The sequence below is a fragment of the Mumia sp. ZJ430 genome (genome assembly GCF_011751845.1).
GTDB lineage: Bacteria > Actinomycetota > Actinomycetes > Propionibacteriales > Nocardioidaceae > Mumia.
This window is the reverse complement of record NZ_JAAHFK010000001.1, coordinates 1,175,468-1,196,513: the sequence shown is the minus strand read 5'-3', so window position 1 is coordinate 1,196,513 and position 21,046 is coordinate 1,175,468. Positions and strand designations below refer to the sequence as shown.

The 21,046-nt window shown below is 71.2% G+C and carries 24 protein-coding genes; 12 read left to right on the top strand and 12 right to left on the bottom strand.

Annotation, left to right across the window (positions count from 1 at the left end; all coding sequences use genetic code 11):
* The first annotated feature begins 80 nt into the window (after positions 1-80).
* Positions 81-1,076: a GNAT family N-acetyltransferase gene (locus HCT63_RS05815; RefSeq protein WP_167001926.1), complete on the top strand. Its 996-nt coding sequence runs from the start codon at positions 81-83 to the stop codon at positions 1,074-1,076.
* Between the two features lie 15 nt (positions 1,077-1,091).
* Here HCT63_RS05815 and HCT63_RS05810 read toward each other — a convergent pair whose 3' ends face one another.
* From HCT63_RS05810 to mshB, 4 genes are read right to left on the bottom strand one after another with little or no spacing between them, the layout of a single operon-like run.
* Entirely contained in the window at positions 1,092-2,858 is a 1,767-nt protein-coding gene (locus tag HCT63_RS05810) for a VanW family protein (protein WP_167001924.1), read from the bottom strand.
* Positions 2,859-2,893: 35 nt separating this feature from the next.
* Positions 2,894-3,505, bottom strand: coding sequence for a flavin reductase family protein (locus HCT63_RS05805; protein ID WP_167001922.1), 612 nt, complete (start codon positions 3,503-3,505; stop codon positions 2,894-2,896).
* Entirely contained in the window at positions 3,502-3,915 is a 414-nt protein-coding gene (locus HCT63_RS05800) for a DUF6113 family protein (protein ID WP_167001920.1), read from the bottom strand. Before HCT63_RS05800 ends, HCT63_RS05805 begins: the two co-directional genes overlap by 4 nt.
* The gene (mshB, locus tag HCT63_RS05795) at positions 3,890-4,807 is read right to left on the bottom strand and encodes an N-acetyl-1-D-myo-inositol-2-amino-2-deoxy-alpha-D-glucopyranoside deacetylase (RefSeq protein WP_167001918.1); all 918 of its coding nucleotides are present in this window, start codon (positions 4,805-4,807) and stop codon (positions 3,890-3,892) included. Before mshB ends, HCT63_RS05800 begins: the two co-directional genes overlap by 26 nt.
* Positions 4,808-4,831: 24 nt before the next feature.
* Between mshB and HCT63_RS05790 the strand changes: the two genes are divergently transcribed.
* The 4 genes from HCT63_RS05790 to HCT63_RS05775 all read left to right on the top strand — a co-directional run bounded on the left by HCT63_RS05790 (position 4,832) and on the right by HCT63_RS05775 (position 10,739).
* Entirely contained in the window at positions 4,832-5,836 is a 1,005-nt protein-coding gene (locus tag HCT63_RS05790; protein ID WP_167001916.1) for an AraC family transcriptional regulator, read from the top strand.
* Positions 5,837-5,929: 93 nt separating this feature from the next.
* Entirely contained in the window at positions 5,930-7,435 is a 1,506-nt protein-coding gene (locus tag HCT63_RS05785) for an NAD(P)/FAD-dependent oxidoreductase (RefSeq protein WP_167001914.1), read from the top strand.
* Positions 7,432-8,595 carry a zinc-binding dehydrogenase gene (locus tag HCT63_RS05780; RefSeq protein ID WP_167001912.1) on the top strand — a complete coding sequence of 388 codons (1,164 nt, stop codon included), beginning with the start codon at positions 7,432-7,434 and terminating at the stop codon, positions 8,593-8,595. Before HCT63_RS05785 ends, HCT63_RS05780 begins: the two co-directional genes overlap by 4 nt.
* A gap of 32 nt (positions 8,596-8,627) precedes the next feature.
* Complete coding sequence (locus tag HCT63_RS05775; RefSeq protein ID WP_167001910.1) at positions 8,628-10,739, top strand: prolyl oligopeptidase family serine peptidase; 2,112 nt, start codon at positions 8,628-8,630, stop codon at positions 10,737-10,739.
* Between the two features lie 91 nt (positions 10,740-10,830).
* Here the strand turns inward: HCT63_RS05775 and HCT63_RS20405 are convergent, their stop codons facing one another.
* Positions 10,831-11,550, bottom strand: coding sequence for a (deoxy)nucleoside triphosphate pyrophosphohydrolase (locus HCT63_RS20405; protein WP_243842897.1), 720 nt, complete (start codon positions 11,548-11,550; stop codon positions 10,831-10,833).
* A gap of 31 nt (positions 11,551-11,581) precedes the next feature.
* On the opposite strand from HCT63_RS20405, the gene HCT63_RS05760 reads away from it, so the two are divergent.
* Together HCT63_RS05760 and HCT63_RS05755 are read left to right on the top strand one after the other, a co-directional pair.
* A complete protein-coding gene (locus HCT63_RS05760; RefSeq protein ID WP_167001908.1) occupies positions 11,582-11,899 on the top strand; it encodes a 4a-hydroxytetrahydrobiopterin dehydratase in 318 nt (105 codons plus the stop codon).
* A 43-nt stretch (positions 11,900-11,942) separates the two neighbouring features.
* A complete protein-coding gene (locus HCT63_RS05755; protein ID WP_167001906.1) occupies positions 11,943-13,184 on the top strand; it encodes a YibE/F family protein in 1,242 nt (413 codons plus the stop codon).
* Between the two features lie 2 nt (positions 13,185-13,186).
* Here the strand turns inward: HCT63_RS05755 and nagA are convergent, their stop codons facing one another.
* On the bottom strand, positions 13,187-14,317 hold the full coding sequence (nagA, locus tag HCT63_RS05750) for an N-acetylglucosamine-6-phosphate deacetylase (protein ID WP_167001904.1): 1,131 nt from the start codon (positions 14,315-14,317) through the stop codon (positions 13,187-13,189).
* A gap of 55 nt (positions 14,318-14,372) precedes the next feature.
* On the opposite strand from nagA, the gene HCT63_RS05745 reads away from it, so the two are divergent.
* Entirely contained in the window at positions 14,373-14,852 is a 480-nt protein-coding gene (locus HCT63_RS05745) for a hypothetical protein (RefSeq protein WP_167001902.1), read from the top strand.
* A gap of 45 nt (positions 14,853-14,897) precedes the next feature.
* Entirely contained in the window at positions 14,898-15,209 is a 312-nt protein-coding gene (locus HCT63_RS05740; protein ID WP_167001900.1) for an antibiotic biosynthesis monooxygenase, read from the top strand.
* An 85-nt stretch (positions 15,210-15,294) separates the two neighbouring features.
* On the opposite strand, the gene HCT63_RS05735 is transcribed toward HCT63_RS05740, so the two are convergent.
* The 3 genes from HCT63_RS05735 to HCT63_RS05725 all read right to left on the bottom strand — a co-directional run bounded on the left by HCT63_RS05735 (position 15,295) and on the right by HCT63_RS05725 (position 18,288).
* On the bottom strand, positions 15,295-16,860 hold the full coding sequence (locus HCT63_RS05735; RefSeq protein ID WP_167001898.1) for a hypothetical protein: 1,566 nt from the start codon (positions 16,858-16,860) through the stop codon (positions 15,295-15,297).
* Entirely contained in the window at positions 16,842-17,681 is an 840-nt protein-coding gene (locus HCT63_RS05730) for an ABC transporter ATP-binding protein (RefSeq protein WP_167001896.1), read from the bottom strand. The genes HCT63_RS05735 and HCT63_RS05730 overlap by 19 nt, the downstream gene beginning before the upstream one ends.
* 352 nt (positions 17,682-18,033) lie before the next feature.
* Positions 18,034-18,288, bottom strand: coding sequence for a hypothetical protein (locus HCT63_RS05725; RefSeq protein ID WP_167001894.1), 255 nt, complete (start codon positions 18,286-18,288; stop codon positions 18,034-18,036).
* Between the two features lie 173 nt (positions 18,289-18,461).
* Between HCT63_RS05725 and HCT63_RS05720 the strand changes: the two genes are divergently transcribed.
* The 3 genes from HCT63_RS05720 (at position 18,462) to HCT63_RS05710 (ending at position 20,153) form a co-directional block, all read left to right on the top strand.
* On the top strand, positions 18,462-19,136 hold the full coding sequence (locus HCT63_RS05720; RefSeq protein ID WP_243842896.1) for a M23 family metallopeptidase: 675 nt from the start codon (positions 18,462-18,464) through the stop codon (positions 19,134-19,136).
* Positions 19,137-19,165: 29 nt separating this feature from the next.
* A complete protein-coding gene (locus HCT63_RS05715) occupies positions 19,166-19,519 on the top strand; it encodes a ribonuclease E inhibitor RraB (RefSeq protein WP_167001892.1) in 354 nt (117 codons plus the stop codon).
* Positions 19,520-19,607: 88 nt separating this feature from the next.
* The gene (locus tag HCT63_RS05710; protein WP_167001890.1) at positions 19,608-20,153 is read left to right on the top strand and encodes a GNAT family protein; all 546 of its coding nucleotides are present in this window, start codon (positions 19,608-19,610) and stop codon (positions 20,151-20,153) included.
* Positions 20,154-20,172: 19 nt separating this feature from the next.
* Here the strand turns inward: HCT63_RS05710 and HCT63_RS05705 are convergent, their stop codons facing one another.
* Genes HCT63_RS05705 through HCT63_RS05695 form a run of 3 tightly spaced genes read right to left on the bottom strand, consistent with a single transcriptional unit; the run spans position 20,173 to position 21,013 of the window.
* On the bottom strand, positions 20,173-20,586 hold the full coding sequence (locus HCT63_RS05705; RefSeq protein WP_167001888.1) for a hypothetical protein: 414 nt from the start codon (positions 20,584-20,586) through the stop codon (positions 20,173-20,175).
* Complete coding sequence (locus tag HCT63_RS05700) at positions 20,583-20,882, bottom strand: hypothetical protein (RefSeq protein WP_167001886.1); 300 nt, start codon at positions 20,880-20,882, stop codon at positions 20,583-20,585. Before HCT63_RS05700 ends, HCT63_RS05705 begins: the two co-directional genes overlap by 4 nt.
* Positions 20,876-21,013: a hypothetical protein gene (locus HCT63_RS05695; RefSeq protein WP_167001884.1), complete on the bottom strand. Its 138-nt coding sequence runs from the start codon at positions 21,011-21,013 to the stop codon at positions 20,876-20,878. Before HCT63_RS05695 ends, HCT63_RS05700 begins: the two co-directional genes overlap by 7 nt.
* Positions 21,014-21,046: the final 33 nt, after the last annotated feature.

Here is a 21,046-nt window from a genome sequence, read left to right as displayed (position 1 = left end):
CACCCTCTCCCCGGAGTGCCTCGTGGTGAGGTCCACCTAATAGACGAAACACCGTTCCAAACTTGGTCAGGAGCCACGTGGTGAGCCAGTTTGACGCCCTCGTCGGTCATCGCGTGGTGATCCGTTCGACCGTGCCCGGAGAACGAGGTCCGAGCGGGGGTCCGGCGCTCACCGACGTGATCGGTCGGCTGCTCGCGCACGATGGGACACGGCTGCGGATCCAGCGTCGCGACGGCTCCGAGGTCGAGGTCGCGGTGTCCACGGTCGTCGCCGCGAAGACCGTGCCCGAGGGGCGCGCTCGCGCCCGTACGCGTCCGGCGCTCGACTACTCGCCGGAGGAGCTCGCCGAGATCTGCACCCGCGGCTGGCCGCCGCGCGTGCTCGAGAAGCTTGGCGCCTGGACCCTACGGGCGGCAGGCGGCTTCACGGGCCGTGCCAACTCGGCGGGGATCCACGGCGACCCCGGGACCGACTTCGCAGACGCGGTCACACGGATCGAGGAGTTCTACGCCGCGCACGGGCTGCCGCCGAAGGCGCAGGTGATCGACGAGACGCCGTGGGCGCGTCGCTTCGCCGATGCCGGATGGGTCGGCATCGGGGGCACCCACGACCACGCCGTCGTGCAGGTCGCCGACCTCGCCACCGTCCTCTCCGCTCCCCTGGCTCCCCCGACCTCGGCGGAGGTGACGCTCGAGCCGACGCTCAGCGACGCGTGGCTCGCCGCCGCCGAGCGCGACGCGAGCAGGTACGAGGAGCACGACGTCCGCCACGTCCTCGCCTCGCCGCCGATCGTGAGGTTCGCGTCCGTACGGGGGGACGAGGGTCTCGAGGCCGTGGCGCGGATGGTCGTCACCGGGGAGTGGGCGGGACTCTCCAGCGTCCACACCACCCCGTACGCGCGCCGGCGGGGGCATGCGGGCCGGCTCCTGGAGGTGTGCGCGGCGTGGGCCCGCGACGAGGGCGCCGACAAGGTCTTTCTGCAGACGATGCGGCACAACGCTCCCGCGCTTGCGCTGTACGCGAGGTATGGGTTCGTCACGCACCACTCGTACCGGTACGTGACACCGCCGGCGTGAGGCCTGACGGGCGCCTCAGTCGCCCTTGCCCTTGGGCGCTGGACGGCACTGGACGTTGTCGGCCGCGTTGTAGTGCGCCGTGATCGTCTCGCGCTTGACGACCTTGCCGTCCTTCTTGAAGGTCCGGTAGACGTCCACGTCGAAGCCTGCGACGCCGGCCTGCGGCACACACTTGTCGGTCGCGTCGTAGCGGGTCGCGGGCTCGCGCGGGTTGCGGCGCGAGGACAGCCCCGCACTGATGTCCCACTGCTTCGTCCCCCACAGCACGACGTTCATCGAGCCCTGGCGGCCGGGCGTGCTCTTGTTGACCCACGCCTGGATGAAGATGCCGTGGTCGGTGGTGTTCTTGAACTTCAGGTCGACGCTCGGCCACGCCACCGTCGCCTCGCGCCCCACCGGATAGCGGCTGATGTAGAAGCTGTGCGGCTTGTGCGTCACGTCCTCGAGACCACCGAAGAAACCCGCGTTGTAGAGCGTCGTCGCGACCTGGGAGACACCGCCGCCCAAGTCCTCGCGGAACACGCCGTTGCTGATCATCGTGCCCGTGGTGAAGCCGTTGGCCGCCGTACGCTCGCCGACGGTGTCGTTGAAGCTGAACGTCTCGCCCGGCTTGAGGAGCGTCCCGTTGACCAGCGCGGCCGCACGGCCCTGGTTGACGTTGCGGTACTCGGCGTACGGGAAGTTGGTGGTGAAGGAGCTGACCTTCTCGACGATGCCGAGCTTCGCGACCTCCTTCGTCGTGATGTCGGGCTGCTTCTCCTTCGGCTCGACCTCAATCGCGCGCTCGTCGCCTGACTTGGTGAGGACGGGCACGATCTTGGCGGCAACCTCGGTGGGCGCGACGCCGACGCCGGACTTGCCCGGCACCACGAACGGCCTGCCGCTGCGGATCACGACCGTCGCGTCCTTCGCGGGCGTCCCGATCGCCTTGGTCGCCTCCGCCAGCGGCTTCGCCAACTTCTTGGGGTCGACCACCGGCGTGAGTGCGCCGTCCTTGACCTGCACCGACAACGCGCGCGCGTAGTCGTCGGGATCGAGGTCGGCGGATGTGCTGCCGGCGACGATCTTGACCGGCGCGTCCATCGCGGGCTCGGCGAGGTCGGTGACGGCCTTGGCAAGGTCGTCGCTGCTCACCGCGGGCTCGACCGGCTCGACCGGGAGCTCGAGCGCGGTGTGCTTCAGCGGGTACGACTCGCGCACGAGCGCCACGGTCGCCTTCTGGTCGACGGCGCGTCCGGCCTTCGGCTCGGTCACTTCGGGCTTGGCGTCCGGGAAGTCGATGCGGCCCTCAGCCACCTCGCGATCAGTGTCGTCGGCGATCGAGGCGACCGCCGACGTGAGGGCCGTCTCGTCGACGTCGAGGGCGACGCGGTACGACTGCGAGCCCACGAGGATGTCGACCATCGTGAACGGGTTCCAGACGGAGCTGTCGGCGCCGGTCTGCGCGATGGACGCGTCGACGTCGACGGCGAGACCCGCCTCCTTGGGAGTCAGCTCGAAGGTCTTCTTGCCACGGACGATGCGTACGGGCTCCTTCGCCGGCGCGGCGAGCTCGTCGGTCAGCGCGGAGCGCGCATCCGAGATCGAGGTCATCCCGACGTCGACGCCGCCGATCGTCGTCCCCGACGGGACCTTGTCGGACGTGGCGAAGTGGAGCACAAGGTAGAGACCGGCGAGGAGCAGCACGAACCCGCCGAGCACGGCGAGCACGATGCGGTTGGTGCGCGTGCTTCGCTGCTGGGCGATCGGGTCCTGCTCAGAGAGCATGGGGGGCGGGAGCATGGGTTCCTCGTGGTCAGGGGTCGAACGTGGCCTGGTCAGCGTTGCTGCTGTGCCGGGGTCGGGCCTGAGTTCTTCTCGCTCTCCGGAGAGCGGACGAGGGCCCCATAGTGTGAACGGTAGTAGAGCAGCGGCTCGCCCAGGCGCGACTCGGCGAATCCTGAGCCGAGATCCTGCGGGACATCATCGTCTGCGCGCACCGACGCGTCGAGCACCTCGCCGACGACGATCGTGTGGTCGCCGCCGTCGTAGGTCTGCCACGTCCGGCACTCGAGCCAGGCGATCGCGCGGTCGAGCAGCGCGGCACCGGTCTTGTCGCCGCGGCGGTGCGGCACGCGGTCGAGCTGGTCCTCGAGCGGGCGCCCACGGCGCGCGAGCCAGGACGCGTCGTCCTGACCGTCCTCGGCCAGCACCGACACCCCCCACGTCTCCGAGTCGAGCACCGCGTCGTGGAAGCGGTTGCGACGGTCGACGACCACGAGCACGAGGGGCGGCTCGAGCGACACCGAGCAGAACGCGCTCGCCGTCATCGCGTGGTCGACACCGTCGGCGACGGTCGTCACGACGGTGACGCCGCTGGCGAAGCGCCCGAGGACGTCTCGGAAGGCGCGCGACGTGGCGGGATCGAGCGGATGCGGCGCAGAACTCACGAACCCAGGGTACGGGGATGACCTGCCGGACCGGGGCTGGTGTGACGCGCGCCGCTCACCGAGAGAACCACCGCGATGCCGAGCACCGCGATCGCGCCGAGCAGGAACGAGTATCCCAGCGCGTCCGCCGCGACGAGGTAGTCGCCCTCAGGACGGCTCGACATCGTCAACGCCAGCACCGCGCCGTACCCCGCCGCGAGCGCGACCGCGGCCGCCCTCCCGCCGAGCATCCCCGCGGCGCGGGTCGCGAAGAACGCGGCGGCGAGGGCGAGGACGAGCCCCCACGGGAGGCCCGCGTCGACGTGGCGGTGGACGGCGAGACCGGCGACGGCCAGGACGGCGCCGAGGACGGCGGCTGCGACCCAGGCGAGCGCGAGGCGGGATCTACCGCGTGCCCGCGAAGAGGTCATGCTCGAACCCGTCGTCGTCGGGGACCGGGGTGCCCTTGGCGATCCGGAAGAACTCGGACCCCCACACGTACGCCCCGAGGTTGTTGGACAGGGCGAAGAACGGGCTGTCGACCTGGATCTGGGTCGGATACGCCCGCATCGCCTCGAGCTTGGTCTCCGCGTACTCCTCGGCGGTGACCACCGCCGCGATCTTGTCGTCGGGCACGGCCATGAACGAGAGATCGCCCTCGGGATCCATGCCCTCGAACGTCGTGTGGTCGCCGGCCTCGCGCAGCCGCCGCAGCCCATCGCGCAGCCACGACTCCGACTGGGTCGTCCAGTAGACCTTTGCGACGTCCCACGGCTCGCCGAGGTCGCGGCGGTACGACGGCACCGCGGCCAGCGCCACCGCGTACGTCGCGACGCGATGCGCCTGCACGTGGTCGGGGTGTCCGTAGTTGCCGAAGTCGTCGTACGTCACGAGGACCTGCGGGCGTACCTCGCGGATCACGGCGACGAGGTGGTCCGCCGCCTCGCGGAGGTCGGCGAGCCAGAACGCGTTGGCGGGCACGTCCGGCGCGACGGTGGCCGCGCCCGTCTCCGACCAGACCATGCCGGAGTCCCGGTAGGTGCCCGCACCGCCGAGCCAGCGGGCGTCGGTGACGCCGAGAATCTTCATCGCGGCGTCGCGCTCGGTGATCCGGTGCGCGCCGAGCTGGTCGTCACGGTCCGAGGCGAGGTGCGCGAGCTCGGGGACGAGGACCTCGCCCTCCTCGCCGAGCGTGCAGGTCACGAGCGTGACACCGACCCCCTCGGCCGCGTACTTCGCCATGATCACACCAGTCGCGATCGTCTCGTCGTCAGGATGCGCGTGCACGAGCAGCAGACGCCGGTCAGGAAGGTCTTCGGGCATGTCCTCCAGCCTAGACTCAGATCCGTGGCGACCATCCGATCGGCGGGGGTACGAGGGTTCCGCGACGTGGTCACGTCCCTGGGCGCGGACGCCGACGCGCTCGCCGTGCGGGTCGGGCTGGACCCCACCGTCCTGGACCAGGACGACGTCGCGGTCCCCGACTGGAAGCTCGCCGAGCTCCTCGAGGTGAGCGCCCAGGTGCTCGGCTGCCCCGATCTCGGCCTGCGGATGGCGCAGCGCCACGGGCTCGACATGCTCGGCCCGCTCGCGGTGATCATCGCGAACTCACCGACGGTGGACGACGCACTGACCTCGGTGTCGCGCTACCTGCGCTTCCACACCGACGGGATCTCGGTGTCGCTGCGGGCCGACCCGCTGCACGACCCGACGACGGTCGCGCTGGTGTACGCGGTCAGCCTCGCCGAGCCGGTTCCCGTCCAGGCGCTCGACTCGGGGATCGGGTTCCTCCACCGTGCGGTCCAGAGCCTCGTCGCGGTGGACTACGAGCTGCGGTCGGTCCACCTCCCGTACGAGCCCGTGGCACCGCTCGCGGTGTACGAGGAGTTCTTCGGCGCGCCGGTCCACCCGCGTGCCGAGGCCGCGTACCTGCGTATCCCCGCCACCCTCGGCGACACCGCGATCGCCGGCGCCGACGAGTCCAACCGGCGCCGGGCGCTCGCGTACCTCGAGGAGGCGATGCCCGCCGAGTCCGAGGACTTCGCGGGACGCACCCGCACGATCGTCCACCACACCCTCGCCTACCTTCCCCCGCAGATGTCGTACGTCGCCCGCCTCCTCAACATGCACGAGCGCACGCTCCAGCGCCGTCTCGCAGCGGAGGGCACGGGCTTCGCCGAGATCGTCGACGACGTCCGTCGCCAGAAGGCGCACGAACTGCTGACCCGTACCGACCTGCCGCTGGCAAGGGTCTCGGCGGCGCTTGGCTTCTCCGAGCAGGCCACCCTGACCCGCAGCGCACGGCGGTGGTGGGGGTCGCCACCCCGCGAGATCCGCGGCGCCCTCCGCTGAGGTTTGTCGCCGAAAGTCAAGCCAGCGGACGTGGCGCGCGTCACAATCGACACGACGCGTGCCGTACGCACGAGGCACGACCGGAGGAGCACCATGGCCGACCACACCCCCGACACACGCAGTGTCGACGTCCTCATCGTGGGCGCGGGCCTGTCTGGGATCGGGATGGCCTACCGCCTCCAGGAGCGCCTCCCCCACCTGTCGTACGCGCTCGTCGAGGCGCGGGACGCGATCGGCGGCACGTGGGATCTGTTCCGCTATCCCGGCGTGCGCTCGGACTCGGACATCTTCACCCTCGCCTTCCCGTTCCGTCCGTGGAGCGGTGACGACTCGATCGTCCAGGGCGACGACATCCGCGACTACCTCGAGGACACCGCGCGTGAGAGCGGGATCCTCGCGCACACCCGCTTCTCTACGAGGGTCGTCGCCGCCGACTGGTCGTCCGAGGACGCCCGCTGGAGGGTCCGCGTCGCGACGGGTCCCGACAGCCACGAGGAGACATACGAGGCGCGGTTCGTGTCGTTCTGCAGCGGCTACTACGACTACGAGCAGCCGTACGACCCCGGCTTCGCAGGCGTGGACGACTTCGAGGGCACGCTGGTCCACCCGCAGTTCTGGCCCGACGACCTCGACTACGCCGGCAAGAAGGTCGTCGTGATCGGCAGCGGCGCCACCGCGATCACGATCGTCCCGGCGATGGCCCAGGACGCCGGCCACGTCACGATGCTCCAGCGCACCCCGACCTACGTCCTGGCACAGCCCAAGCAGGACGTAATCGGCAACGCGATCCGGAAGGTGCTCCCTGCGCGCGGCGGCCACCTCACCGTCCGCGCGAAGAACACCGCGCTCCAGTGGGGGCTCTACCAGGCCTGCCGCCGACTGCCCGACCAGATGGCGTCGCTGTTCCGCAAGGGCGCGGTCGCCGCAGTGGGCTCGGAGGAGATCGTCGACGCCCACTTCACGCCCCCGTACGCGCCGTGGGACCAGCGCCTGTGCATCTCGCCCGGCGGCGACCTGTTCGAGGTCGTGCGCGAGGGCACGGCATCGGTCGTCACCGCGCACATCGACCGGTTCGTCGAGAACGGTGTGCGACTGACCGACGGACGGGTCGTCGAGGCCGACATCGTCGTCACCGCCACCGGGCTCTCGCTCAAGCTTCTCGGCGGTGCCGCGCTGAGCGTCGACGGCGCGCCGGTGGACCTGTCGCAGCGCTACGCGTACCGGGCCACGATGCTCAGCGGGGTCCCCAACCTGTCGTTCTGCATCGGCTACATCAACCTGTCCTGGACGATGCGCTCGGACATGACCGCGCGCCTCGTCAGCCGCATCATCGAGCGCCTCGACCGCTCCGGCGACGACACCGTCACGCCGGTCATGGACGGCACCCCGGCCTCGCGGCCGCTGTTCGACATGGACTCCGGCTACATCCGCCGCGGCGAGCACCTGCAGCCGCGTGCGGTCGCCTCGTATCCGTGGGCGATGAAGCAGAACGTCGTCGTGGACGCCTGGCACACCAACCACGCCGGGCTCGACGACGGGCTCGCATGGACCTCGTCGCGCACCCGCCGCCCCTCCTCCCGTGCAGCGGCCGGCGAATGAAGGCCGTCACCTGCCACGAGGGCCGGCTCGCGCTCGAGCACGTCCCCGACCCCGTACCAGGGCATGGTCAGGTCCTCATCGAGGTCACGCGCTGTGGCATCTGCGGCTCCGACCTGCACGCCCGTACGCACAGCGACCTCACGGCCGACGGTGCCGCCGAGATCGGCTACGACGCGTTCATGCGCTCATCGCAGTCGGTCGTGATGGGCCATGAGTTCACCGGACGGATCCTCTCGTACGGACCGGGCTGCCGCGAGGCCTGGCCGGTCGGCACCCGCGTCGTCTCGCTGCCCGTGCTCGAGCAGGAGGACGGCGTCCACCTGACCGGGCTGTCCGTACGGGCGCCGGGCGGCTTCGCGGAGCGGATGCTCGTCTCGGAGGCGCTGACGATCCCGATCCCCGACGGTGTCAGCGACGACCGCGCGGCCACGACAGAGCCGCTCGCGGTCGCGCACCACGCGGTCCGCCGCGCCGAGATCGGCAAGCGCGAGGTCGCGATCGTCATCGGGTGCGGCCCGATCGGCCTCGCGGTGATCCTCATGCTCAAAGCCGCCGGCGTCCGTACGGTCGTCGCGAGCGACCTCTCGGCCGGACGCCGCGCCCTCGCACGCGCCTGCGGCGCCGACGTGGTCGTGGACCCGCGCGAGCAGTCTCCGTGGACCTCGTACGGCGAGCGCCGCGGCCACCTGCGGACGGCGCCGAGCCTGATGGAGCTCGGCCTCTCGACGATGAAGACCCTGCGCCGCGTCCCGGGCCTGCCGTGGTGGCGGGTGATGCGGGCGGCGGAGAAGGTCGGCGCGACACCGAAGGGCCCGGTCGTCTTCGAGTGCGTCGGCAAACCGGGGATGATCGAGGACCTCATCTCCCATGCCCCGCTGCTGTCGCGGATCGTCGTCGTCGGCGTCTGCATGGAGGCCGACACGTTCCGCCCGTCGATGGCGATCAACAAGGAGATCGACCTGCGGTTCGTCTTCGCGTACGGGCCGGACGAGTTCTACGAGACCCTGCGCATGATCGCCGACGGCACGGTCGACCCGACTCCTCTCGTGACCGGGACCGTCGGGCTCGCGGGCATCCCCTCGGCCTTCGACGCGCTGGGCGACCCCGACCGGCACGCCAAGATCCTCGTCGATCCCACGAGCGACGCCACCGCGCCCTGACCGGAGCACCCCGCCTCGATACCCTCGGAGGCATGACGACCCCCTCCTCGGAGTCCGTGTCCTTCCCGCGTCTGCAGGCACGGTCGCTGCGTTTCACCCTCGGCGTCCCCCGCAACCTGACCGTGAGCCCGGACGGCTCCCGTGTGTTCTTCGTCCGCACGCCCGACGGCTCGACGCGGACGGGATCGCTGTGGTCGTACGACGCCGACAGCGGGCAGGAGACGTGCCTCGTCGACGCCTCGGCGCTGCTCGGTACCGGTGGCGAGGAGCTGTCTCCGGAGGAGCGGGCCCGGCGCGAGCGCAGCCGTGAGTCGGCGGCGGGCATCGTCGCGTACGCGATGGACGAGGCGTGCGAGGTCGCGACGTTCGCGCTGTCCGGCAGGGTCTGGGTGAGCCGTACGGGCTCCGCAGGGGCTCGCGCGCTCCCGACGGCCGGCTCCGCGATCGACCCTCGGGTGGACCCGACAGGACGCCGCATCGCCTACGCGACCGACGGCGCGCTGCGGGTGATCGGGGTGGACGGGACGCTCGACTACCCGATCGCCGAGCCTGACGGCGAGCACGTCGTGTGGGGGCTCGCCGAGTTCGTGGCGGCCGAGGAGATGGACCGTCACCGCGGCTTCTGGTGGGCGCCCGACGGCGAGTCGCTGCTGGTCGAGCGGTACGACGAGTCGCCGGTCACGACCTGGCACGTCGCCGATCCCGCCGACCCGTCGAAGGCGCCGGTCGAGCACCGCTACCCCGCCGCCGGCACCGACGACGCCCTCGTGACGCTGTGGCACGTGCGCCTGGACGGTTCACGCACCGAGGTCGCGTGGGACCGCGAGCGCTTCCCCTACCTCACCCGCGTGTCGTGGACCGCTCACGGCGACCCGCTGATCCAGGTCATGGCGCGCGACCAGAAGGACGCCGCCGTCCTCGCCGTCGAGCTCGAGACGGGCGAGACGACGCTGGTGCGCGGCCAGAGCGACGAGGTGTGGGTCGACGTGATGCCCGGCGTCCCCGCGTACGCGCCCGGAGGCCGCCTCGTCACGCTCGAGGACCACGGCGACACCAAGAGGCTCTTGGTCGACGGCGAGCCGGTGTCGCCTCCGGACCTGCAGCTTCGCGCCGTGGTGTCGCTCGGCGCCGAGGGCGCGATCGTGACGGCGTCCGAAGACCCGACGCAGGTCCACCTCTATGCGGTCGGCTACGACGGCGACACGGTCGCGCTGTCCGACGGGCCCGGCGTGTGGAGCGGCACCGAGCGCGGGGGCACCGCGGTGCGCATCCGCGCCGGCATGGAGTCGCCGTTCCCGACGATCACCGTGATGCGCCGCGGCGAGACGGTCGGCAACCTCGCCTCCCACCCGCTACACCCGGGCCTGCACCCGGAGGTGCGGTTCCTCGAGGCTGGCGACGACGCCATCCGTACGGCAGTGCTGTTCCCACGCGGTCACGAGCACGGCAACGTCGCGAGCCTGCCGATCATCATGAACCCGTACGGAGGCCCCCACGCGCAGCGCGTCCTGCACTCCGCCAAGCCCTACCTCGAGGCGCAGTGGATCGCCGACCAGGGCTTCTGCGTCGTCGTCGCCGACGGGCGCGGGACGCCGGGGCGTGGTCGGGCGTGGGACCGCGCGATCCGCGACGACTTCGCCGGTGTGACGCTGGACGACCAGATCGTCGCGCTCGACGCGGTAGCCGACAAGTACGGCACGGACGTCGACACGTCGCGCGTCGGGATCATGGGCTGGTCGTACGGCGGCTACCTGTCGGCCCTCGCGGTGCTGCGTCGCCCTGACGTCTTCCATGCGGCGGTGGCGGGCGCGCCGGTGACCGAGTGGCGCCTGTACGACACGTTCTACACGGAGCGCTACCTCGGGCATCCCGACGAGCAGCCCGAGGTCTACGACGCGAACTCGCTGCTGACCGGGATCGATCCCGACGTCGCGCTTCCGCCGCTGATGATCGTGCACGGCATGGTTGACGACAACGTCGTGGTCGCGCACACCCTGCGGCTGTCGTCGGCGCTGCTGGCCGCAGGCAAGGCGCACAGCGTGCTGCCGCTGACCGGGGTCACGCACATGACGCCGCAGGAGGTCGTCGCGGAGAACCTCGCGCAGCTGCAGGTCGACTTCCTGCGCCGCGCCCTCCACGCCTGACGCCCCGGGTCACCCTCTGCCGCCCGCGGGTCACTCTCTGCCGCCCGTGACTCTCCGTTGGGGCCAACGCAACGTGCGGGCACCTCGCGAGTCAGTCTTTCCGCTTCAGCCGCTTCAGCCGCTTCGGCCCGGTCGGGAGCGGCGGAGGTGGTACGGGCGCGGGCGCGGCGTGGTCGATCATCCAGGCGAGCTCGACGTCCGCGACCAGCGCGGCCAGCGCATCGGCAGCGGCCGTGCCCTCGACTCGTACGAGCCAGGCGCGGTCCTCGCTGTCGTCCTCGCCGGCGAAGCCCTCGCGCCGTACGACAGCCTCGTACCCGTCGGCCCGCAGCGCGGCCACGACCTGGTCGGCGTCGTCGCCCTCGTCGAAGTGCGCCTCCGCGCCCTCGCTGTGCGTACGACGCAGGAGCGCGGCGACCTCGGGCAGGAACGGCCGGTCGGCGTCGAGCCACGGCACGTCGTCCAGCTCGTCCGGGCCGAGCCAGCGGAGCCGGTCGTGCTCGGTCGGCACCGGATCACCCGACACGACCTCGCCGACGTACACGCGGAGCACCATCCCCGCTGCCAGCGGGACCTCGCCGTCGAGACGCTGAACGACTGCGGCCTCGCACCGCAGTTCCTCGGCGACCTCACGGCGTACCGCCTTGGCCTCGCTCTCACCCGGCTCCACCTTGCCCCCGGGGAACTCCCATCCACCGGCAAGCGCAGGCGGTGACGTCCTCCGCGCCGCCAGCACTCGACCGCCGCGAAGCAGCGCCACGCCGACGACGACCGCCGGCACCGGCGCGGGTTCGGTGCTTCGGGGATCCACAACCGGCGAGATTAGCGCGTACGGTCAAGAGATGGACGCACCCGACGCCTCCGACAGCCTGATGAGCGACGCAGAGATCGCCGAGGCTCTCCTGGAGCGGCCTGCATGGGTCCGCGACGGCGACACGATCGTCCGCTCCGTCCGCGCACCCACCTACATCGACGGGATCGCACTGGTGGATGCGGTCGCCGCCATCGCCGAGGAAGCCGACCACCACCCCGACATCACCATCCGCTGGCGCGAGGTCACGTTCATCCTGACGACACATTCCGCCAGCGGGCTGACGGCCAGGGACTTCACTCTCGCCGGGGTGATCGACGTGATCGCCGACGCCGCCGGCGACACCTGACGGGCGGCCTCGTACCCGCCTGCGGACATGGGACGCTTGGCCCGTGACCCACGACCTCCACAGCCACTTCGGGACCGGCGAGGACGAGGGGCGGCGCGGCCTGGCGACCGTGCTCGCCGGCGTCGTCGGAGCGCTGGCCCTCGTGCTCGGCGTCGCAGTCTGGGTCCTGTGGCCGGACGCGGACGACGTCGCCAAAGCACCCAACCCGTACGGGACGCAGGGCGTGTCGATCGTGTCCGGCACGGTCACCGACGTACGTGCCATCGACTGCGGCGGCGGAGCGGTCGGGCCCGACGGGCTGCCTGCCGTCGAGGGTGACTGCGGTGAGCTGCTCGTACGGACGGCGGGCGACGAGTCCGCGACCGTGACCGTCCAGCCGGCGGTGTTCCGTACGGGTATGGAGGTCGGCGACTCCGTCGAGCTCGTACGGGTCGAGCCCGAGGGCACCACCGAGCCGACGTTCGAGTTCCTCGACTTCGACCGCGGTATGCCGCTCGTCTGGCTCGGCCTCGCGTGCGCGGGCGTCATCGTCGCTGTCGCGCGGTGGCGAGGTCTGCTCGCGATCGTCGGAGTGGTCGCCACGATCGGCGCGATCGTGGTGTTCGTCCTGCCCGCGCTGCTCGCCGGCGAGAATCCGCTCATCGTCGCGGTCGTGGGGTCGAGCACGATCATGCTCGTCGTCCTCTACCTCGTCCACGGCGTCTCGATCCGCACCACCGCGGCACTGTTCGGGACGTTGATCGGCATCGCACTGACAGCAGTCCTGGGATGGTTCACGACCGACTGGACCCACCTGACGGGCATCTCGTCGGAGGACGACCAGATCCTCATGGCGGTCGCGGGGCAGATCAGCCTGTCGGGTGTCGTCACGGCGTCGATGGTGATCGCGGGGCTCGGTGTCCTCAACGACGTCACGGTGACGCAGGCCAGCGCGGTGTGGGAGCTGCGGGCCGCTCAGCCCGAGGCGAGCCGGCGCAGCACGTTCGTGTCGGCGATGCGGATCGGGCGCGACCACATCGCCTCCAGCGTCTACACGCTGGTCTTTGCGTACGCGGGCACGGCGATGACGGTGCTGCTGCTCGTCGCCGCGTACGACCGCTCGCTGATCGAGATCGCTGGGACCGAGCAGGTCGGTGCCGAGATCGCACGGACTCTCGTCGGACTCATCGGCCTCGTGCTCGCGGTGCCGGCGACGACGGCGATCGCCGCCGCGCTCGCTCCCGCTCCCTCCGAACCCGTCCCGGACGTCATCCCGGATGAGGGTCACGACCCTCGTCTCGTATGACGTCAGGGGGTCGGCGCGGAGAGCACCGCGGCGATCTCGTACGAGGCGTCGAGCGCGACGAGGTTCGCCGGACCGCCGACCGCGATCGTTCCTCCGGGCAGGCCGAGCGCGGTCGCCGGAGCGCACGATGCGGCGCTGGCGACGGCGACGGGATCGAGCCCCAGCACGCCCAGCGCGCGTCGTACCGCCGTGTCCATCGTCAGCGTGCTGCCCGCGATCGCGCCGGTGTCGACGAGTCGCGCGGTGCCGTCGGCAACCTCGACGATGAGCCCTCCGAGCTCGTACGCGCCGTCGCGCGCGTCGGCGGCAGCCATCGCGTCCGTGACAAGCACTCCGCGTGATCCGGCATCGAGGAGCAGCCGGCGCGCCCAGGCGTCGTGCAGGTGGACCCCGTCGAGGATGAGCTCGAGCGCGACCCCCGGAGCGTCGAGCGCGGCCACGATCGGGCCGGGGGCGCGATGGTGGATCGGGAGCATGGCGTTCGACGCGTGGGTCAGCACGGTCGCGCCGCGGGCGAACGCCTCGGCGGCCAGCGCGTAGTCGGCGTCGGTGTGCCCGACAGCCGCGGCGACCCCCGCGGCGGCGAGCTGCTCGATGGCCTCGAGCCCGCCGCGCAGCTCAGGAGCAAGCGTCACCATCCGGACGAGACCGCCGCCTGCCTCGATGAGTGTCGCCACCGCCTCCTCCGTCGGGAGGGTCAGCGCGTCCGGGTCGTGCGCGCCGCGGTGGTCCGGCGAGAGGAACGGGCCCTCGAGGTGGATGCCGCGGACGGGCCCGAGCTCGCCCGTACGGATCGCCGCGGCGAGCCCTCGTACCTGCTCGGCGAGGACGTCCACCGGCGCCGACACGAGGCTCGCGAGCATGGCCGTCGTCCCGTGCCGGGCGTGGGTGCGTGCCGCGGTCCGCGCGGCGTCCAGGCCACCGTCGAAGGACGCGCCGCCGCCGCCGTGGCAGTGGAGGTCGACGAAGCCGGGGAGGAGCAGCGGGTACGCCCCTGGCACCGGCGCGTCGCTGCGGCCGACCGCGGTCACGACGCCATCGCGATGCTCGACCCACCCGTGCTCGAGGACGCCGTCGGGAAGCACGAGGCGCTCGGCGTCGACGTGCTCAGGAAGGAGAGTCGGGTGGGCCACGAGATCAGCCTAGAGCGCCAACGGCGGCCGACCCGCCGTGTGCCACCCTCGGAGCATGACGAAGCCTCACACCTCGGACATCCCTGGAACCCTCCCGGGCGGCTCGACCGGGCAGTCTGTCGCACGTGTCGCCGGACCGTTGATCGCCTCCGTGGTCGTGCTGCTGTTCGCGCTCCCCATGGCCTGGATGCTGGCCTACTTCATGAACGACGAGGTCCAGACGGGCGATCATGTCGTCTTCCTGGGCGTCCCGATCGTGGAGCTGGCCGTCACCGGCCTCGTGGCGGGACTGGTGATCGGGCGATCCGCCGACCTCGGGTACGCCCGTGCACTCGGCGGCGCCCTCGCTCTGGTCTTCGTCCCGCTGCTCGTCGTGGCCGCCGGCTACGCCCTCCTGAGCCTCACCCCGCTGTTCGACGACGCGATCGGGAGCTCCGGGAGCAACGGCGTGTGGCTGGGAGTCGCCGCGGCGACGGCCGTGTCGGCGGTGCTGCTCTCCGTCCTCGGAGCTCGCCTTCTGCGGCCGAGGCCGTGACCTCCACTCGCCGCCGTCACGAACGACCGGCCTAGCATCGGACGTATGACCCTTATCAAGATCAACGCGATCACGGTCCCCGCCGAGTCCGGGGACGAGCTCGCCCACCGCTTCGCCGCCCGCGCGGGCGCCGTCGACGGGGTGGATGGCTTCGAAGGCTTCGAGCTGCTCAAGCCCACCGACGACCGCACGACATGGCTCGTCATCACGCGCTGGCGCGACGAGGCTGCGTTCGAGGCGTGGAAGACGTCGCCGGCCTTCGCTCATGGGCACCGTGGCGCGGGTGGCGGCGAGGGCAGCGAGAAGAAGCCCCCTGTCGCCGCCACGAGCGAGCTGTGGTCGTACGAGGTCGCCTGACGCAGATCCCGACAAAAGGACCCGACGTTCCACCCCCTGTTCGTGGAGGAACGTCGGGTCCTGATGTCGTGACGTACGTCGGGGATCAGGCCCAGGCGGCGATCTGCTGCAGAATCTCGGGCCCGCGGCGGTCCACGATCTCCCCGCCCTTGCGGACACCGATGATCAGCAGCGCGATGCCCGAGCCGAGACCTAGCACCACCGTGAGCGCGGTCGCCCACATCCCACCTGTCGCGAGGGCGATCGTGAACGCGACGAGGGTCGGGGCGGACAGCAGGCCGACGGCGAGCATCCCGATCGTCTGGGCGACGAGGATCGCCGTCGTCGATCCCTGCGGCTGCGCGAACATGCCCTCGCCCGGCTTCTGGACCGCGTAGAGGAAGCGTGCCGACAGCACCGACGACGCTCCGAGCGCCACCATCAGCACGCCGAACGAAGCCCCGAGCACGGCAAGCAACCGGTCCCATTCACCCGAGGCCCAGGCTCCGCCGACCGCGAGGAGCAGGACCGTGGGCACGGCCAGGATCGACGCAGCGGTCACGCGTCCCCAGCGATCGGCGACACCGCGCACGCCGGTCGTCACGTGGAGCCAGAAGGCCGTGTTGTCGTACGACAAGTCGGCCGAGATCGCGAAGCCCAGCACGTACGCGACGATCGGCGCCATCAGCAGCAGGCTGGTGTTGCCCTCGAGTCCGCCGAACACGATGAACGGGATCGGGATGAACGGCAAGAACGCCACCGAGCCGGCGTAGCGCGGGTCACGCTGCCAGTACGTGAGGCATCGCGCGGCGATCGCACCCGAACGCGTCGCGGGCAGGCGGTCGAACCAGCCGTAGCCCTGGCCGCGCGCGACCGGGCCCCGCGACGGCGGGCGTACGAGGGTCCGCGTGAGTGCGGCATCCCACGCCACGAGCAGCAGCGCGACGGATGCGACCGAGACGAGGAGGCGAGCTCCGGCGAACAGCCACTGGCCCTCTGCGACATCGCCGCCGAGCGACCACGGAGCCCCGAACGGGGTCCACGACAGCACGTCGGCGACCTGCGGCAACCACTCGTCGGGATCCCCCATGGTGCCGATCAGGCGGCTGGCCATCGGCGCGAGCATGATCAGCGGCACGATGACGACGACGGCCGCGACCTCGCGAAAGCGGCGCCACTCCATCAGCGGAGCGATCAGCGCCGCCAAGGCGCGCGAACCGACCGCGCACATCGCGACCCCGAGCGCGGCGCCGACGACCGCGGCGATCAACGCGATCGGCTCGTGCCACCATGCGAGCGACGTCGACAGCGCCGCCAGAACGGTCGCGGCTCCCGGGACACCGACCATCCCCGCAACCGCGAGGCCGGTCACCAGGTCGCGGCGCGGGATCGCGAACTGCTGGAAGCGCCGCGGGTCGAGCGTCGCGTCGAGCCCGAAGCTCAGCAGCGGCAGCACCCACCACCCGACGACCACGACCGCACCCCCGACCACCAGAACGTCGCGCGCCAGGTCGATGTCGACGAATGAGAGACCGATAGACGCCGCGAGGACGACACCGACGACGAAGAGGGCGTACAACGAAGCCAGGACGAATCCGACCGTCTGCCACACCGAGCGCCGGAACCCGTTGAGGACCAGCGTCAGCTTCATCCTCAGGATGACTGCAACCACGACAACCCTCCCGTGGACTGCGGCCCGCCGACGAGCTGCACGAACCTGTCCTCGAGCGACTCTCCGGCGCGCACCTCGTCGACCGTCCCGGAGGCGAGGAGAAGGCCGCGCGCGATCACCGCGACGTGGGAGCACATCCGCTGGACGAGGTCCATCACGTGCGAGGACACGACGACCGTGCCGCCGGTCTGCACGAACCCGGTCAGGAGCTCGCGGATGCCCGCGGCCGAGATCGGATCGACCGATTCGAACGGCTCGTCGAGGACGATCACGCGGGGGGCGTGGACGAGCGCGGACGCGAGCGCGACCTTCTTGGTCATGCCTGCCGAGTAGTCGACGACCAGGGTGTCGGCAGCCTCGGTGAGACCGAGCGCGCCGAGCAGGTCGGCCGTACGGGAACGCACGGTGGCGCGGTCGAGCCCGCGGAGCTCGCCGGCGTACGCGATGAGCTGAGCACCGGTCAGCCGGTCGAACAGACGCAGCCCGTCGGGAAGCACCCCCAGAAGACGCTTGGCCTCGTACGGGCTGCGCCAGACGTCGACGCCATGGATCGAGACGTGACCGAGGTCAGGTCGCAGCAGGCCCGTCGCCATCGAGAGGGTCGTCGTCTTGCCCGCACCGTTGGGGCCCACGATGCCGTAGAACGAGCCGGCAGGGATGTCGAGGCTCACGCCGCCGACCGCGAGCTTCTCACCGAAGGACTTGCACAGGTTGCGGATCGAGACGGCGGCGGTGGGGTCGGGCGGCACCGCCCCGGCCGGTGAGATCGGGCGGGCGGGGACGGGCCCAGGTTCGGCACGGTGGATGTCCGGGGTGGACAAGGAATCAGCTCCTCGTGAGGGGACGGGGTGCCCAGGTTAAGCGGCGCTGGTGTCATACCAGTCAGGGCGGTGCAACGGGCCAAAAACGGTCGCCGGCCACTCCGGATCCGCGAATCGCCTGCGAGGCGGTGTTGGAGTTCGCGATGATCCGCACGTACCTCGCAGCCGCCGAATGCTTGTCATCGCCCTCGCCTCCCTGGTCGTCCTCACGGTCGTCGGTACGGCCGGATGGGGTCTCGGCCTCCGCGGTCCGCCGGCCGCGTCACCGTGATCTCGGGCATACCGCCGATCTGCGACGACCCGGAGTCGCACGCGGCGAAGCCCGTCCGCAGCAACGGGTGGACTCACGGCTTCACTGCCGCGTCGCCGTCGTCGTACGGAACGATTCCCCCGCGCCGATCACCGTGGAGTCGATCCGGTGGCCGACCGCGAACGGTGTGCGGGCGACGTCGCGCGCCCCGTTGAACTGGGTGCTGTCGACGAACACCGACGACGGCAGCGCGATCCTGGTCTCCGGCACCGGCGGGGAAGAGCTTCCGCGCGGCGGGTCGACGACCAGTTGGACGTGGATGGTGTCCGACCCGAGCGGCTGCCTCTGGCAGAACATGACCCTCGGCTTCGGTGACTCGCCGGAGGTTGTCGTGTCGGTGCTGGGCCGCCCGCGCACCATGAACGCGTCCGGCCCCACCCTCGCGTTCCGGGGCACGGCAGAGTCCGCACGTGGGTGCGACGACGGCGAAGACGGGACCGGCGATCTCACGTGTCAGTAGCCTCGGTCGTGTGACGACCGTCGTGCTCGACCTGCCGTTCACCGGCCGCTGGCTCGTCCAGAACAGCCCCGCCCACCGTGTCCCGAGCCACGGCACGCTGCTGATGGGCAGCGCGTACGCGATCGATTTCGTCGGCGTCGACGACAGGGGCCGCACTGCACCCACCAGGGACTGGCGCACCATCCTCGCGACGGAGCCGCCGGAGCGGTTCTTCGCGTACGGCCGCCCGATCCTCGCGCCGTGCGACGGGACGGTCGTCGCGGTGCACGACGGCGAGATCGACCATGAGGCACGGCGCTCGCAGCTCGCGCTCGTCCGGTACGCGCTGGGGCAGGCGCGGCGGGTCCGCGAGGGGATCCGCGCGATCGCGGGGAATCACCTGACGATCGCATCCGAGGGCGCTTTCGTCACGCTCGTCCACCTCCGGCGCGGCTCGCTGCGGGTCGGAGTCGGCGACACGGTCCGTACGGGCGAGCAGCTCGGTGAGTGCGGCAACTCCGGCAACTCGACCCAGCCGCACGTGCACGTCCAGGTGACCGACAGCGCGGACGTCGAGGCGGCACACGGCCTCCCGGTGGCGTTTCGCGACTACCGCGAGTGGCCCCGCGGTCGCTCCGGATCGGTCGCCCACGCCGAAGGCGTTCCGAACGAGCGTGCCGTGGTCGAGCCCTCGCTCAGGGCGTAGCCGGCCGACTCCCATGGGAGACTCCGCCCATGGCGCTGTTCAGGAGGAGACCGACGCTCCCGTCGACGGGCAACGACTTCGACGACGCCCTGCTCGCCGAACTCTCCAAGCGCAGCGACCTCGCGCACCCGCGTCACTGGTTGCACTACGTCTATGCCGCCGACGAGTCGGGCGCTCGTACGGTCGCCGACGCCTCCCGCGACGCCGGCTGGCACGTGCAGGACGTCGACACCGCCGCCGACGGCAACGGATGGGTGATCGTCGCCGAGCGAGACGAGGCGGTGGTCTCGCCCGACGCGGTCCGTGAGGCGCGCGCGTTCTTCGAGAGCCTCGCCGCCTCGGTCACCGACGGCGAGTACGACGGGTGGGAGGCCAGCACCTAGCTCGGATCGGCCTCGTCCACGCCTTCTCGCGTCCGGTCGTGAGACGATTCCCGCCCGGTGCGCGCCGGTCCTGACCTGGAGGGTGACGATGCACGCGACATCGCTGGGCGACGGTGCGGAGCTGGGCCCTCTCGAACCATGGCGGGCAGAGGAGCTCCTCGACCACATGGACCGAGGACGTGAGTTCATCGGGCAGCATGTCGCGCTCCCCGACGCCGTCACCGACCTGGAGTCGAGCCGCGCCTTCCTCGAGCGGTACGCCGAGAAGGCTGCCACCGACACCGGCCGGATCTTCGGGATCTGGGTGGCGGGAACGCTGGTGGGAGGAGTCCTCTTCCGGACGATGGACGTCCCGCAGGGCACGGCCGAGGCGGGCTGCTGGCTGGAGCCGTCGGCCGTGGGCAATGGCCTCGTCAGCCGGTCCGTCCGCGTGATCATCGACTGGGCTGTCGAGGAGCGGGGCATCCACCGCGTGGAGTGGCGGGTCAGTCCGGCGAACGCGGCCAGCATCGCCGTGGCGCGACGCCTCGGGATGACGAAGGAGGGCGTGCTGCGCGAGAGCTATCTGTACCGAGGGGAACGGCGCGACATGGAGGTCTGGTCGATCCTCGCGCCACAGTGGCGGCGGTCCTGACCACCACTGCGGCGCCTCGTCAGCGCACCGCGGCGGCGCTCAAGCGTCGGCGCAGACCGAGCAGCAGTCCGCCTGCCAGCACGAACAGCAGCCCCAACGCGGCCGGGGCCAGCGCAGTGCCACCTGCGTTCGGCAGCGGCGGCGTGCTCGACGGCGGTTCGAAGCCGACCGGTGTGTCCGGGCTGTCCGGCACGTCCGGCACACGTGTCTGCGGGTTGGCGCAGGTCGACGACTCCGACGGGTACGCGACCGTCGTCGAGTACGTCGGGTTGACGTCGAAGCGCACCGTGACCCCGCGCCGGGTCCACGCGAAGTTGCCGTCAGTCTCGCCGTACGTGCCGTCCGGCAGCAGCTCCCAGCCCGGCCACTGCAGCGGCTCTGTCGCCGACGCCCCCGGCCACAGGAGCCGACCGCTCAGCGGCTGGCCCGTCACACGTAGTCTTCACCGTCCGGGTTGACGAAGGTGATGATCACCGGGTTCGCCCCGACCTCGCCGAAGCCCGCCGGGAGCGTCACCGCGTACGAGAGGTAGGGCGCGGCGCTCACGCACTGCGACACGATGTCGCCAGGGACCAGGTCGCAGTCGTCCGCATCCTCGGTCTCCGTCCACCGTGTCACCGCGCCCGGCGGCAAGGCCCAACCGTCGTCGACGAGCGTGACCGTCTGCACTCCTCCGAGACCGGTGACAACCTCGTAGTGATAGTGCTCGCCGTCCGGCGGCACTACCACCGGCCGACCGTCTCACAGTCGTCGGTCCACACCGGTGGCGGCGCGTCGACGAGGCACGGCTCTTCGGAGTCGGTCTCGGTCCACTCCGTGACGGTGCCCTCCGGGAACGAGTAGCCCTCGTTCGGCGTCACCCGCACGGTGATCGACCCGTCCTCGTTGACCGT